General features: G+C 59.1%; 15 protein-coding genes and 1 pseudogene. 9 read left to right on the top strand and 7 right to left on the bottom strand.

Going from position 1 to position 13,470, the window contains the following annotated elements; genetic code table 11:
- Positions 1-160: 160 nt before the first annotated feature.
- From NP_RS13465 to NP_RS13430, 8 genes are all read left to right on the top strand, one after another.
- Entirely contained in the window at positions 161-934 is a 774-nt protein-coding gene (locus NP_RS13465; protein ID WP_011324435.1) for an Lrp/AsnC family transcriptional regulator, read from the top strand.
- 739 nt (positions 935-1,673) lie between these two features.
- Positions 1,674-2,687 (top strand): PstS family phosphate ABC transporter substrate-binding protein, encoded by a 1,014-nt coding sequence (locus tag NP_RS13460; protein ID WP_011324434.1) that lies wholly within the window; start codon positions 1,674-1,676, stop codon positions 2,685-2,687.
- A gap of 9 nt (positions 2,688-2,696) precedes the next feature.
- Entirely contained in the window at positions 2,697-3,695 is a 999-nt protein-coding gene (pstC, locus tag NP_RS13455; RefSeq protein ID WP_011324433.1) for a phosphate ABC transporter permease subunit PstC, read from the top strand.
- Positions 3,692-4,603: a phosphate ABC transporter permease PstA gene (pstA, locus tag NP_RS13450; protein WP_011324432.1), complete on the top strand. Its 912-nt coding sequence runs from the start codon at positions 3,692-3,694 to the stop codon at positions 4,601-4,603. Before pstC ends, pstA begins: the two co-directional genes overlap by 4 nt.
- Before the next feature lie 2 nt (positions 4,604-4,605).
- Positions 4,606-5,433, top strand: a complete 828-nt coding sequence (pstB, locus tag NP_RS13445; RefSeq protein WP_011324431.1) for a phosphate ABC transporter ATP-binding protein PstB — start codon at positions 4,606-4,608, stop codon at positions 5,431-5,433.
- Positions 5,434-5,435: 2 nt separating this feature from the next.
- A complete protein-coding gene (phoU, locus tag NP_RS13440; RefSeq protein WP_011324430.1) occupies positions 5,436-6,101 on the top strand; it encodes a phosphate signaling complex protein PhoU in 666 nt (221 codons plus the stop codon).
- Positions 6,101-7,111, top strand: a complete 1,011-nt coding sequence (locus NP_RS13435; RefSeq protein ID WP_011324429.1) for a PhoU domain-containing protein — start codon at positions 6,101-6,103, stop codon at positions 7,109-7,111. The genes phoU and NP_RS13435 overlap by 1 nt, the downstream gene beginning before the upstream one ends.
- A complete protein-coding gene (locus tag NP_RS13430) occupies positions 7,108-7,521 on the top strand; it encodes an arsenate-mycothiol transferase ArsC (RefSeq protein WP_011324428.1) in 414 nt (137 codons plus the stop codon). Before NP_RS13435 ends, NP_RS13430 begins: the two co-directional genes overlap by 4 nt.
- Positions 7,522-8,078: 557 nt before the next feature.
- Here NP_RS13430 and NP_RS13425 read toward each other — a convergent pair.
- The 5 genes and pseudogenes from NP_RS13425 to NP_RS14510 all read right to left on the bottom strand — a co-directional run bounded on the left by NP_RS13425 (position 8,079) and on the right by NP_RS14510 (position 10,311).
- Positions 8,079-8,408 carry a type II toxin-antitoxin system PemK/MazF family toxin gene (locus tag NP_RS13425; protein WP_011324427.1) on the bottom strand — a complete coding sequence of 110 codons (330 nt, stop codon included), beginning with the start codon at positions 8,406-8,408 and terminating at the stop codon, positions 8,079-8,081.
- 3 nt (positions 8,409-8,411) lie between these two features.
- A complete protein-coding gene (locus NP_RS13420; RefSeq protein WP_011324426.1) occupies positions 8,412-8,780 on the bottom strand; it encodes a winged helix-turn-helix domain-containing protein in 369 nt (122 codons plus the stop codon).
- A gap of 123 nt (positions 8,781-8,903) precedes the next feature.
- Complete coding sequence (locus NP_RS13415) at positions 8,904-9,731, bottom strand: hypothetical protein (RefSeq protein WP_011324425.1); 828 nt, start codon at positions 9,729-9,731, stop codon at positions 8,904-8,906.
- A gap of 169 nt (positions 9,732-9,900) precedes the next feature.
- Positions 9,901-10,073 (bottom strand): annotated as a pseudogene (locus NP_RS14260) (IS6 family transposase); the annotation flags it as partial.
- A 61-nt stretch (positions 10,074-10,134) separates the two neighbouring features.
- Positions 10,135-10,311 carry a hypothetical protein gene (locus NP_RS14510; protein ID WP_394296342.1) on the bottom strand — a complete coding sequence of 59 codons (177 nt, stop codon included), beginning with the start codon at positions 10,309-10,311 and terminating at the stop codon, positions 10,135-10,137.
- Between the two features lie 179 nt (positions 10,312-10,490).
- On the opposite strand from NP_RS14510, the gene NP_RS13410 reads away from it, so the two are divergent.
- The gene (locus tag NP_RS13410; protein ID WP_011324424.1) at positions 10,491-12,239 is read left to right on the top strand and encodes a PAS domain-containing protein; all 1,749 of its coding nucleotides are present in this window, start codon (positions 10,491-10,493) and stop codon (positions 12,237-12,239) included.
- Between the two features lie 388 nt (positions 12,240-12,627).
- On the opposite strand, the gene NP_RS13405 is transcribed toward NP_RS13410, so the two are convergent.
- Entirely contained in the window at positions 12,628-12,915 is a 288-nt protein-coding gene (locus NP_RS13405; RefSeq protein ID WP_011324423.1) for a hypothetical protein, read from the bottom strand.
- 10 nt (positions 12,916-12,925) lie between these two features.
- Positions 12,926-13,462, bottom strand: a complete 537-nt coding sequence (locus tag NP_RS13400) for a DoxX family protein (protein ID WP_011324422.1) — start codon at positions 13,460-13,462, stop codon at positions 12,926-12,928.
- Positions 13,463-13,470: the final 8 nt, after the last annotated feature.

The raw sequence follows: 13,470 nt of genomic DNA, 5'->3' as shown, positions 1-13,470 counted from the left end.
CTGAGCGATTGTGTAATAATAAAGCTGTCGCATATAGATTCGGCATCGAAAATATACTCTCTCTATATTTTTGAATCAGTAACAATGGTTGGGCCGGGGGCGCTCTCCACGAGAGATAGTTACCGCAACAGTAAACCACCTACCGGCCCGAGATACCGATATGTCGGACACGGGTAGCGAGCATCGGCTCGACCAGATAGACCGGCGGATCATCTACGCCCTGATGGGGGATGCACGGAATACGTCAGCGCCGGATATCGCCGAACACCTGAGCGTCTCAGGGGCCACTGTTCGGAACCGGATTGCGCGGTTAGAAGAACGCGGCATAATCAAGGACTATCAAGCAACCATCGATTTTGAGCAGGCCGACGGTTCGTTGATGAATCTCTATCTTTGTCATGCACCGTTCGGCGAGGTTGAGGCCGTTTCGCGAAAATTAGGAACAGTCCCCGGCGTCATCAACGTTCGCGAACTGATGGGTGGCCGCCGCAACCTTCACGTCCTCGCAGTTGGTCGGGACACCGACGACCTACGGCGTATCGGCCGCGAGATTGAGGAGTTGGACATCGAAATCGAAGACGAGTTTCTGCTTCAGCAGGAGCTGCACTTCCCGTACCTTCCCTACGGTCCCGAAGAGAGCCGGCCAGGGAAACCGCTGGCCGATTACATGAGCCTCGCCGGTGGCGCTGAAGTCGTCGAACTGACCGTTGAGGAATCGGCTCCAATCGTTGGTTGTACGCTGGAAGAAGCGACCCAAAAAAACATTATCGAAGAACAGACGCTCGTTATTGCAATCGAGCGCGACGACACCGTCATCACGCCCAAGGGCGATACCGAAATCCAGCCGCAGGATGTTGTGACCGTTTTTTCGCCCGGCGGTGCCGGCGAACTCGTCGCTGAGGGGTTCCGGTCGCCGCCGGACCACGAGGCTTAGGACAAGCAACATCGCATATTGACATCCCCCTCCGCGTGGGCGCAGAAGCGAATATTTGAGAAGAATTGAATGCTCTCGGAACATCGTGAAAAATATCAATCAATCCTGAAAACCCCGAAATCAGACTTCTCGCACGCCGGACATGCATCAGTACTGGCACCGATTGTTTCACCGCAGCTCCGACACTCGACGAGCAGCACAGCACCGCAGGAAGAACACTCCGAATCGCTAACGTCAACACTCGCCGCGCAGGTAGGGCATTCAACGGTTGCGTCTGTCCCGGAAAGAGCTGCCAGAACTCCCCGGAGCGATGGTATCGGAGTCATAGTCGTACCGGACTTTTTGTGCTACTGCTTGCGTGCCACCGTGTTTATCGACGCAGCATATAAATGAAACGAAACCTCGCTTTTATAGGTAGCGTTTGGACTGAAGATGTAAGCGAGCATATCTTCGATATCGTTTGGAACAGTACGAATCGGGGGAGAGACATGGCCGCACTAGGGTAGCTCCGTGCGTATGTACAGGCGGTCGAGGCGACTGTCCCGGGGCTTGACCCGGGGGGAGTTCACTCCGACGAGTGTCGCCGTATATGATTAATAGAACTCCACACTGCTCTTCGAATGGATGTATATAGATGTATATAGTCTCCTGTACCGCTACCTCTTGGAATAGATAGGTATACGACCGTCTAGACCCCTCATAGCGACGGTTTTATACATCTCTTCGGAAGCCACAGGTGATGGCACACACCCCATCAGACCGAGTATCTCGTCGTAGCGTGCTCGCAACCACCGGCGCTGCAGCGGCTTTTGGGCTGGCTGGCTGTCTCGGTGGCGGGGGCGGCGACGGCCTCTCGGGTACCATCGACGCCTCCGGGTCCAACACCGTCGCTCCCATCACCTCGTGGGCGGGCGAGAACTTCTCCAACGAGTTTCCGGACGTCCTCGTAGATGTCGACCCGCAGGGAACCGGCGCTGGCTTCCAGGAGTTCTGTCGACAGAACTCCGACGTCCAGTCTGCGAGTCGCCTCATCACCGACGAGGAGGTCGACCTCTGTAACGAAAACGACGTCAACTACGACCACCTTGAGGTCGGCCTCGACGGGCTCGCAGTCGTGAAAAACTCCGAGAACGACTGGGTGGACAACATCACCTTGGACGAACTCCAGCAGGTCTGGGAGTTCCAGTCCGATGTCGAAACCTGGAGCGACATCCGGTCGGAGTGGCCCGACCGAGAGATCGCGCTGCACGCGCGGGACTCCGCCTCGGGGACCTTCGACTACTTCACCCGGGCGATTAACGGCGAGATCGGGAACATCCGCGACGATTACTCGGCGACAAGCCAGACGAACGAAATCATGGGTGCGGTCGCTGACAACATCGACGGTTTCGGCTGGGGTGGCGTCGGCTACCTGCGTGCCATTGAGGACGACCAGCCCATCGAGGCCGTCCCCGTCGAGAGCGACTCGGTGGATGGCTTCTTCCTGCCGCAGCGGGAGAACGTCGAATCGGGGGACTACTCGCCGCTGGCCCGACCGCTGTTTGCGTATTTCAACCTGGCGAGTCTCGAAGAGAGAACCGACCTCATCGGGTCGTTCGCCCGTTTCTATACGAACGATGCACAAGACTACGCCCGCGACGAGGGCTTCTTCGCCGCGCCGCCGGAGGTCACCGACGAGAACCACGACAAGATCGACAGCTGGCTCGACCAGGTTGGAGCGAGCCCGGACGACCTCACGGTCCAGCGGGAGTAGGATTCCAGGATGGCAACCGAATCGCAACCCGATCCGGGGATAACGAAGGGCAGCGGCACGCAGGCCGACCAGATACAGAACCGCCGTGCCCGGCGGGTGCTGTTCGGCTGTGCCACCATCACAGTCCTCACAACTCTGGCTATCTTCTTTGTGCTCCTGGATAACGCGACCAGTTACTTCTGGAGTTCGCGGCTCTCCCATGCGCTGTTGTTCGGCGAGCCGTTCCAGCAGGAAATCACCTTCACCGAGTTCTTCGCGGGCACGCGGTGGGCACCTGAGCACGCGACACCCGCCCATGGTATCCTCCCGGTGGTCTTCGGGACGCTATCTATTACGGTTGGAGCAGCGTTCGTCTCCATCCCTATCGGGACGGCGACAGCGCTGTACGTCTCCGAGTATGCCGCGCCGGGGGTCCGGTCGAAGCTCAAACCGACGCTTGAGGTGCTCGCAGGCATCCCGACGATCGTTTACGGATACTTCGCCATCGCGTTCATCAACCCCGTTGTCCTCGGCCCCATCGCCGACGCGCTGTTCGGCATCAACATCGGCCGCTACAGCATGCTCTCCGGCATGCTGGTTGTCGGCATCATGACGATCCCGATGGTCTCCTCGATCAGCGAGGACGCCATGCAGGCCGTTCCGGACGACCTGCGGAACGGCGCCTACGCGCTCGGCGCAACAAAGTACGATGTGTCAGTCAACGTCGTCGTTCCCGCCGCGATTTCGGGCATCTTCGCCTCCTACATCCTCGCCGTGTCGCGGGCCGTCGGTGAGACGATGGCCGTAACGCTGGCGGCGGGCTTCAACGCCAACATCACCGCCAACCCCTTCGACGAAATCATGACCATGACGGCGTACATGGTCTCGATGGCCCGCGGAACCTCCGCGGTCGGCACCATCGAATATCAGTCGCTGTTCGCCGTCGGGTTGTTGCTGTTCGTGATGACGCTGTCGATGAACCTGCTGAACGACTATATGAAGCGCCGCTTCCAGGAGGAATACCGATGAGCACGCCGGCCGACACCCCGACCGGAGAGGGTCTCTTCGACGACGTCGACCTTGGCTGGGAGCACCTGAAGAATCGGCTGTTCAAGTACCTCCTCTTCGGGGCGGCGATGTTCGGCGTCGTCGCGCTCGGGGTACTCATCTTCGACGTTATCACCGACTTCTACGTCGGTCTGACCGAGTTCAACATCAGTTTGGTCGATTTCGTCACCCGTGATGGGTCCCGGCGTCCCGAGCTGTCCGGCTTTCGGGGTGCAATCGTCGCCTCGGTGATGCTGATGGCGCTTACGGCGTTCCTGTCGTTCTTCATCGGCGTTGGCTCGGCAATCTATCTCGAGGAGTACGCCCCCGACAACCGCATCACGCGGCTCATTGAGGCGAACCTCGCGAACCTCGCCGGCGTCCCCTCCATCGTTTACGGACTGTTGGCGCTGGCGGCACTTCGGAACGGTATCGGCCTCGGGCCTATCGTCTTAGTCGGTGGGGTCGCGCTGGCGCTACTCGTGATGCCGATTATTATCGTCTCCAGTCAGGAGGCGCTGCGGGCGGTCCCCGACAGCGTCCGTCGTGGGTCCTACGCAACTGGCGCGACCCAGTGGCAAACCATCCGCAAGGTCGTCCTCCCCGCGGCACTCCCCGGCATCTTTACCGGGACAATTCTCGCGCTTGCGCGTGCTATCGGGGAGACCGCACCGCTTCTGATGGTGGGTGCGCTGTTTGTCAACCGAATGCCAAGAGGCCTGATGGACCGCTTCAGCGGTATGCCGACCCAGATTTACTCGTGGGCCGCCGAACCGAGCCAGCACTTCATCCATCTTGCGGCGGTGGGTATCGTCGTGCTGTTGACGTTCATGCTGGTGATGAACGGCATTGCAGTCTATCTGCGGAACAAGTACGAAACGGAGATATAAGGATGGCAACACAGGAAACAGACGACTCACTCATTTCGACCGACGTACAGACAGACGCGACCGAACGGGGCGACCAGCCCGACGAAACCGTTGTCGAAACGAAACACCTCGACGTCCACTACGGCGACGAGCAGGCGCTCGACGACGTCAGCATCGACATCCCCGAGAACAAGGTGACCGCACTCATCGGTCCCTCGGGATGTGGAAAGTCGACGTTCCTGCGGTGTATCAACCGGATGAACGACCAGATTGACGCGTGCCGGGTCGATGGCAAGGTCGTATTCAAGGGCAAGAACGTCTACGACGATGACGTCGACCCCGTGGCCTTGCGCCGGAAAATCGGACAGGTGTTCCAGACACCCAACCCGTTCCCCAAAAGCATCCGTGAGAATGTTGTCTACGGACTCGAGGTACAGGGCGAACCCGCAAGTGACGAGGACGTCGAACGCGCCCTCCGTGGTGCGGCACTGTGGGACGAGGTCAACAACCAACTCGATTCATCGGGCCTCGATCTGTCGGGTGGCCAACAACAGCGGCTCTGCATCGCCCGTGCCATCGCGCCCGACCCGGAGGTCATCCTCATGGACGAACCGACATCGGCGCTGGACCCCGTCGCCGCCTCGAAAATTGAAGACCTCATCGACGAACTCGTCGAGGACTACACCGTCATTATCGTCACCCACAACATGCAGCAAGCCGCCCGCATCTCGGATAAAACGGCGGTCTTTCTCACCGGTGGCAACCTCGTTGAGTTCGATGATACGACGAACATCTTCGAGAATCCGGAAGACGACCGTGTTGAAGACTACATCACCGGGAAGTTCGGCTAACGATGGCACGAAAGGACTACCAGCGAAAGCTCGACGAGCTCCGGTCGGATGTCGTTTCGATGAGCGACCTTGTCTTGGACCGGTACAACCGGGCACTGACGACGATGGAAACAAAAGACGAACCAATGGCTCAGTCGGTTATCGAGGGTGACGAGGACGTAAACCAGCTGTATCTCGATCTCGAAAGCGACTGCATTGAGCTGTTTGCCCTCCAGCAGCCCGTTGCTGGCGACCTCAGGTTCATCGCCTCGACGTTCAAGATCATCACCGACCTCGAACGAATCGGGGATTTCGCAACGAACCTTGCGGGCTATGCCATCGAAGCCGAGCAGAACCGATATTCCGAGATCGATATATCGTATATCGGTACCGAAGCCGGAGCCATGGTTGGCGATGCGATGGCTGCCTATGCCGATGCCGACGCCGACCGGGCACGCGAAATCGCCGCCCGTGATGACCGAATCGACCGGCTCTGTGAGGAGGCTGGCGAAGCCGTTATGCAGGACCTCATCGAAACCCAATACAACGATAATATAGAGGCCGTCGTTGAGGACGCCTCCCGGCTGCTGTTGACAGTCCGTGACCTTGAACGAGTGAGCGACCACGCTGTGAACATCTGTGCTCGAACCGTCTACATGGCCGAACACGACGACGAACTGATTTACTGATGACCGACCGAACGCTCCCGGACGGCGGCCCGATAGAACGGAAGGTGCAGGTAACGGGTGGATCGACATACACGGTTTCAATCCCGAAGTTCTGGGCCAATGACCGCGACATCGGCTCCGGATCGCCCGTGTATCTTTATCCGTTCGATGACCGGCTGGTTGTCGCCCGTCCTGATGCGGACGGCCAAGCCCAACGGACCCACATCGATGTCGATACGGTTGGCGACGACGCTATCAAAAAGCAGGTTGAGGCAGCCTACGCCGCCGGCGTAGACGAGATAGCCGTGACCTCTGATACTGGCTTTTCTGCGGTACAGCGTCGAACGGCCACCCGGGCGATAACGAACCTCGTCGGGATGGAAATCGCCAGCGAGACTGAACGGGAGCTGCTGGCAAAAAGCCTGCTTGACCCAGCCGAGATCTCGTTGGATGACACCGTCGACCAGATACGACAGATTGCGCTGTCGATGCACGAAAACGCTGTTTCCAGCGTGCTCTCCAGCGAAACCGACGAGGAAATGACCGCCCATATCATTTCACGGGATGATGACGTCGACCGGCTGTTCGCGTTGGTGAGCCGCCAGTTCTGCCGCATCCTTACCGACATTCGGGAAGTCGAGACGCTCCGGGCGGGGCGTCGAACTGTTTTCACACAGTTTCGTGTCGCCCGGCAACTTGAGCGCATCGCTGACCACGCCGAACGCATCGCCGATGTCGGGTCCCGGCTTGAAGCGCCACCGAGCAATGAACTCGCCAGTGCGTTCGAAGCCGTTGCCGCCGACGCCCGTCGGGTTGTCAGGACGGCACTCGACGGCAATACCGGTGAAGCGCTGCTGCGCCGCGACAGCGTCGATGAGCGAATCGACGAACTAGACCGTCGGCTCTATGAAGACCCACCGCCGGAGGTCTACCTCTACGGGCGGCTGCTGGAGAGCATCCGCCGGACCGCCGGATACGGCGGCAACATCGCCGAAATCATCACGCTCGATAGGATTATGGGGGACGTATGACAGAGACAACACGCATCGGCTTCGTCTGCGTCCAGAGCGCGGGCCGAAGCCAGATGGCCACGGCGTTTGCTGAACAGGAACGAAACAAACGCGGTCTCGAAGCAGAAGTCGACATCGTCACTGGCGGCACTGCCCCGGCTGAATCCGTCCATAACATCGTCATCCGCGTTATGGAGGAGGTTGACATCGACATCGCTGAGAGGTCACCACAAAAAATCACGCCCGCAGAGCTTGAGCAATGTGACGTTGTCGCGACGATGGGCTGTTCGACTCTTGAGTTGGAGACAACCGTTGACGTTCGCGACTGGGCGCTTGCCGACCCTGATGACGCGACTGTCGAGGAAGCACGGGCAATACGCGATGCTGTTAGGTCGAACGTTCAAGCGCTATTCGACGAATTACAGCGGTAGCAAGGCCGACGTTGAACTCCCACGTATCTCTGTCACTGCTCTTCGGTGCGAGCGAATACGGTGTCACCGGCGACTTCCGAGCGCTGCCTTTCAGTTCAACGCGTTTCCGGACACCAACACCGCCATCGTGGACGGCCTCGACGGGAGCTTCAACCCCACGAGGGTTCGTCTGAAACCCGATCCTCCGTTTCCTCGGGTTGGTCTTCGATCATGCTTCAACCCCACAAGGGTTCGTCTGAAACACGCTCTGCCAGCTCGTCGTAGAGCTCCTGATCGGCGCTTCAACCCCACAAGGGTTCGTCTGGAACCATGCCGGAAAGCGGCACGTAAGCGGTTGTACACCGTGCTTGAACTTGGTTGTTTCCGTCAACCGGCAATACCAGCCACACCCCCGGAGGGTCGACGGAAGGGTTCTCGAAACCCCCTGTCTCAGAATAACTCGCTGACAAGAACGTCTCCCGGAATTTCCACCCACACTTATGTACCGGCAGTAGCACGCCGCTATCAGTACGCGCGAATCCTTGAATAGTTGCACATGCAACCGTCCCGAATATTGGTTATCCAGTCTGAAGATATGTGTCCAATTCTTGTCGCACCTCATCGACGGTCGCGTCACTCGCTTCTGCGGGTTGTTTCGTGATCATCCAGTCCTTGAGCGTGAGAACTGACCACGGAGACACGTAGGACGTCCGGGGGAGTTGTCCCCGTTCGAGCCTGTTGGCAGTGAGTTCAACGGCCTCAGTTCGAGCCGTCGTCGTGATCACTGCCGCAACGTACTCTTGGCCGTGGAAGGGGACGTGATCGTTCGAGAGGATTAGGTACGGGCGTTTCGGGTTGTTGCCGAACGGGTCGTCCGCGATGACGATAGCGCCTTGCGAATACGCCATTCGCTACGTCTCCTCGTCGCTCAGGTCGGGCAATTCTTCATCCCACCCGTCGTTCTGAGCGTACCAGTCATCGCTGTACGTGGAAGCTACCGTCTCGACCCCAATGAAGGCAGCCGTTGCTGCTGCGATCCGGTCGTCTTCCGCGGCTGCCCAATACGGTTCCTTGTGACGAACGAGCCCCGCAGCTTCGAGCCGGTTCAATGTCGGTCCAACACTCCCACGCGGGACCCCTGTTTCTTCTGCCAATTCCGCTGGCGTGTATCCGACGGACGGTGTCTTCAACAGGAACTCCAGCAATCGCCTCGCGTTGGTCCCTTCTGACAGGTCCACGCGGGGGTTTCCAGGTTCGTGTGTTTCGAAATCGACGGGCATATACGAGAATTGTATCTGTACTGTATTAGGTGTTGGGGAGAGATTTTGTCATGCTGTGTGTGGTTTATCCCCTGGAGATTGCGTGTGCAGTTAAATTAGCACAGCCCGACACGGAGATGTGCGTCAGTCGGCGACGACCGTGGTGGTCGCCGTGACAACCTCCTCGCCGGAATCGAGTTCGTACGTCACCGACGCACGTGGCTCATCAGAGCCGCCTTCGAACGGGGATGGATACTCTAGTTGGGTCGTCCAGGTCTCCGTCTCGCCGGCGGGCACTGTCGTGGTAATTCTGTTGGGGTGCATCGCGGATTCGACGCCCAGAACGGCGACGAAGACGCCTGCTCGCCCGCCGTCGTTCGTCACGCTGAGTTCCGCCTCGAAGGTACTCTCCCAGACAATCTCCTCTGGCAGCGACAGTGACGCCTCGAATTCGGGAGGGGTATGCAGTTGCGCCACCGTCTCGGCGGGAGCCGACCACTCACCGCGTTTCTCTTTTGTCTCGGCGACGAGCGTGGCGGATTCGACCGGAGCGATATCGCGCGGAACGGAGAACCCGACCAACCCGTCGCCGCCCTCATACGGGCGGGCCGGCAACGCCGAGTCGGCCATCCAGCCGTGATGAAAGACGGAATCCATCGTCTCACGTCCCACTCGCTCAACTGGTGTCTCGGCTTCCCCCTCGAGCTGCAATGAGATGTCTTGATACGACACCGTCGACTCGGTCGCGACATCGAGGAAAATAAACTGGTCGCTCCCGCCGGCACGGACCGCCGCCGCATCAGGATGTGTGGGATACAGATACGACGTCCGCAACTGGATTTCAGGCACAGCTAGGTCAAGCGACTCGCGGGCATCGGCAGGGGAACCGCTGAAGCGTGAGTCGATGTCGAGACAGCCAGCGAGGACACCACAGGCTGTTCCAGTGGCGGCGAGGAGGGCGCGTCGTCGCATACTGCACGCTCACGACCCCGCTGACAAATCTCTTGTGCCCGCCTCCAGAATGGCGGTTCCGGAAGGAGACAGATGTATTAGCACTCGTCGAACACAGCGTGCGTGCTCACGCCGTGACAGCTCACGACTTGACTCGTCGAAACACGTCATGCCATCTCTCTGGTAGTGTTCAGATACGCTGATTCCATGTGAAGGCGAAGGATCGAAGCCACTTGCCGGCGATGTCCGTTTCGGCGTGGGTGAAACAGTTTGAGAAATGGTAGCTCGACGTGTTATTTCTCGAAAGACACGTTTGGCGCTGTTCCGATTTCCGTGGCGTTCATATCTGAAATTGAGGTTATGACAGCACTGTCTTTCAGTGAAGACGGGAATACCGTCCGTCCAAACACGCGGCTTCGACTGATCACTCCTCAAATCCTGGACCGACAGTGAACGAATCCGGTGTGCAGGCCAGTTGGTTGTGTTGACACCACTGACAGTGCTCACCAGCAGTGTACTGCTCGAATGAGAACTCGGCGATGCGGGTCATCGACGCCGTCACGTCGTCTCTGACCGCCGCTAGGTCACCGTCGCAGAACATTCGGGATTCGATCTTCGGCCCGATCTCAACGACATAGGCATATCCTGCACGTGTAGCAGGCTCATCGTACAGATCACGACACGGTGAACTACCCCTGCCTACTCGCCTGCTTCGCAGGCTCCTTGAGGACGGGACTTAGCCTGCAAAAGTTAATATCCGGGCCGCCCTGTCCTGAGGTGATGGGGACGGAATATGGAGACATCGACGGGCACGCCGTCCTCGATAGTCTCTCGGATGCGCTCTTTACCGTCGACAAGCAGGGAAGGCTCTCGTATGCGAACCAACGACTGCTTGACGTCCTGGATACCTCGGACGACGCTTTGCTTGGGGAGCCACTCGCCGCTCTCGAACCGTTCATCGACCGTGGGTTCGATGACCTCGCGGCGGCGATTGAGGATGTCCGCTCGGGAACCCATAGCGACCGCCGGGTCGAGGTCGAGGCGGGGCTGCCCGAGGCCACGTCCGTACCCGTTGACGCTCGTGTCACCCTCTTCGATGAGAGCGGCGTCTCGGGTGCGCTCGTGGTGCTGCGGCAGCTCCGTCATGAGGCGCAGCGTTTCCGGGCGATGTTCGAACGACACAGCGCGCCGATGTTGCTCATCGATCCCGACTCAGGGCGGATCGAGAAGGCGAACCGGTCGGCGGTCGAGTTCTATGGCTACGACGCCGACCAGCTCCACGAGATGTCGATCCAAGAGATCAACTGTCTTTCTCCCGAACAGATCGCCCGCGAGCGCGAGCGGGCCAAACGCGAAGACCGGAATCACTTCCTGTTCGAACACCGTCTCGAATCCGGTGATGTCCGTGACGTGGAAGTCCACTCCTCACCGGTCACAATCGAGGGGCAGACGCTGTTGTTCTCGATTATCCACGATGTGACCCAGCGCGAGGAGTCCAGACGCGAACTGCAGGTGTTTCGCGAGGCTGTCGAACAGGCCGGTCACTCGGTCATCATCACCGACGCTGCGGGCGTCATCGAATACGTCAACTCCGCCTTTGAATCTGTCACGGGGTACGAGAGCGAGGAAGTTGTCGGTCGGACGCCCCGTGTACTCAAATCCGGCAAGCAGGACGACCGCTTCTACGACCGGTTGTGGGGGACGGTCCTCTCCGGAAAGGTCTGGGAAGCCGAACTAGTCAACCAGCGCAAGTCCGGCGAACTGTACTACGTGGAACACACGATTGCCCCTATCGTCGAGGACGATGAAATCACGAACTTCGTCGCCGTTCAGAAAGACATCACCGAGCGAAAGCTGAAGGAAAAGCGGCTCTCGGAACTCCACCGGGTCCTGCGACACAACGTGCGTAACGAACTGGCGGCGATCAGGGGGAACGCGGAACTCCTCGCCAATGAGTTAGACGGCGAGGCACACGAGCAACTGGAGTGGATACTCGAGCGTGCGGACGCCCTCACCGAGACGAGCGAGAAGATCACCCGGCTCCAGCAGCGGATCGACCACGACTACGACGGCGGGGCAGTCTGTCGCCCAAAGACAGTGATACCGGAGCTCGTGGCCGACGCGCGGGAGCTGTATCCGGACGCGGAGATTCACACCGACGTCGAGCCGGTCGTGGTTCGTATGGGTGCAGCGACCTGCCGGCGGCTCCTGTTCGAGCTGCTCGAGAACGCCATTGTCCACAACGATCGCGAGGTTCTGAAGGTCGGAATCACAGTCGAGACGCCGGGGGGCGACGCAAAGCGGGTTCGGCTCGAAGTGTCGGATAACGGCCCCGGTATTCCGCCGCAGGAACGGACTGCGGTTGAGCTTGATGCCGAAGACCCGCTGAAACACGGTAGCGGTATCGGACTATCGCACATTCACTGGCTCGTCACCGACCACGGAGGGGAAGTCGAGATTTCGGACAACGACCCCCGCGGAAGCACCGTCACGCTGTGGCTTCCTCGCGCCGAGAGTCACACGGAGTGATTCGACCCGGTGGGACGACATTGACCTCGTTCGCTTTGACCGACAACACCAGTGTCGTCGGTCTAGATCTTAACACAGCGAGAGCATCCCGCGCCTTGGCGAGAATGAATGGCGAGTCTTGTGCCTCGAATCTTTCGTAGCTCAATGTCGATGGACTTGTGGGCCTGTATCGGCTCGCGGCCGTGGCTGGTGAATCCACACGGCGGCAGCCGCATCCACGGCGTCGTGCAAGTCGTTGAGTGCGTCCGGCAGTCATGTTGGAGCCGTGGGGGACACCCCTCTATCGATGTGTTCGAGCAGGGGGCGTTCTCGACCGGCACCGGTCTCGAACACCCGATTGAAGCGGTTCACAGAGCGATTCTATGTACCTCACCAACGACCGTGCCCCTCACGCTGTCGGGCTTGCTCGCTCCCGTTCACCGTCGCCGCCGGGCGCTGCGGCAAGCTTGTATAGCCCGTAGAACAGCCACACAACCAAGCCGAACCCAACGACGTAGGCCCGGAGTTCTGGCGCGACGACGGGGGTCGCTACAATAACCCCTTCCTCCTCGACAGGGATGTGTGGCGCTCCAGCGAGTTCGTTGACTAGCCCCATGACGGCGATCCCACAGAGGATTAGGCTGCCGCCGCCAAGCATGGCGATTCGATCTGCGGTCGTGAGTGTGTTGTTCGTCATTGCAGTCACCTTAGCCCAAGATGTACCGAAGTTTCGGCCGGTTTTTGACGTAGTTGGTTCCCTCTAGGTAGGCGTCGATTCCCCAAACGCGGCCAGCGGCGAATACGATAATGGTTAGGAATAGCAACAGCCCGAACAGGTCTCCGTTGACGAATCCATTCCCCCATTCGGCGTTCCCGAAATAAAAGAAAAACATCAGGACAGCTCCGTTGGCTGCAGCAAGTCTGGTTAGACAGCCGACTATCAGTCCCAGTCCGATCAGGAGCTGTCCCCACGGGATGAGCAGGTTCGGCAACCAGACTGCGTTAGCGGCGAACCATGCTGTAATTGGGTAGACAATGGTTCCCTCAGTGCCGAACATCATCCAGCCGTGGGCGTCGTACAGCACGCCGTATTCGACGATCTTTGACAGTCCACTGCTGAAAAACCACCAACCCATGACAAGTCGGAGGAATAGCAACCAGTAACTGTTCCACTGGCCGCTCGTCCCGTATGAGACTCCTCGGCCGAACAATTTCGTGGTAGTTCGTTTATTTTGAGTAGCCATTTGGCACT

The organism is Natronomonas pharaonis DSM 2160, assembly GCF_000026045.1.
Taxonomy (GTDB): Archaea; Halobacteriota; Halobacteria; order Halobacteriales; family Haloarculaceae; genus Natronomonas; species Natronomonas pharaonis.
The sequence above is the reverse complement of the archived record's forward strand: the minus strand, read 5'-3'. Positions and strand labels throughout refer to the sequence as shown.

What these genes read in the sequence shown, in the direction of transcription:
- NP_RS13460 (WP_011324434.1), top strand. Translation starts at nt 1,674, where the DNA reads ATGGCACACACCCCATCAGACCGAGTATCTCGTCGTAGCGTGCTCGCA.
- pstC (WP_011324433.1), top strand. Translation starts at nt 2,697, where the DNA reads ATGGCAACCGAATCGCAACCCGATCCGGGGATAACGAAGGGCAGCGGC.
- NP_RS13420 (WP_011324426.1), bottom strand. Translation starts at nt 8,780, where the DNA reads ATGCCCGTCGATTTCGAAACACACGAACCTGGAAACCCCCGCGTGGAC.
- NP_RS13465 (WP_011324435.1), top strand. Translation starts at nt 161, where the DNA reads ATGTCGGACACGGGTAGCGAGCATCGGCTCGACCAGATAGACCGGCGG.
- NP_RS13425 (WP_011324427.1), bottom strand. Translation starts at nt 8,408, where the DNA reads ATGGCGTATTCGCAAGGCGCTATCGTCATCGCGGACGACCCGTTCGGC.
- NP_RS13400 (WP_011324422.1), bottom strand. Translation starts at nt 13,462, where the DNA reads ATGGCTACTCAAAATAAACGAACTACCACGAAATTGTTCGGCCGAGGA.
- NP_RS13410 (WP_011324424.1), top strand. Translation starts at nt 10,491, where the DNA reads ATGGGGACGGAATATGGAGACATCGACGGGCACGCCGTCCTCGATAGT.
- NP_RS14510 (WP_394296342.1), bottom strand. Translation starts at nt 10,311, where the DNA reads ATGTTCTGCGACGGTGACCTAGCGGCGGTCAGAGACGACGTGACGGCG.
- NP_RS13405 (WP_011324423.1), bottom strand. Translation starts at nt 12,915, where the DNA reads ATGACGAACAACACACTCACGACCGCAGATCGAATCGCCATGCTTGGC.
- pstA (WP_011324432.1), top strand. Translation starts at nt 3,692, where the DNA reads ATGAGCACGCCGGCCGACACCCCGACCGGAGAGGGTCTCTTCGACGAC.
- pstB (WP_011324431.1), top strand. Translation starts at nt 4,606, where the DNA reads ATGGCAACACAGGAAACAGACGACTCACTCATTTCGACCGACGTACAG.
- phoU (WP_011324430.1), top strand. Translation starts at nt 5,436, where the DNA reads ATGGCACGAAAGGACTACCAGCGAAAGCTCGACGAGCTCCGGTCGGAT.
- NP_RS13430 (WP_011324428.1), top strand. Translation starts at nt 7,108, where the DNA reads ATGACAGAGACAACACGCATCGGCTTCGTCTGCGTCCAGAGCGCGGGC.
- NP_RS13415 (WP_011324425.1), bottom strand. Translation starts at nt 9,731, where the DNA reads ATGCGACGACGCGCCCTCCTCGCCGCCACTGGAACAGCCTGTGGTGTC.
- NP_RS13435 (WP_011324429.1), top strand. Translation starts at nt 6,101, where the DNA reads ATGACCGACCGAACGCTCCCGGACGGCGGCCCGATAGAACGGAAGGTG.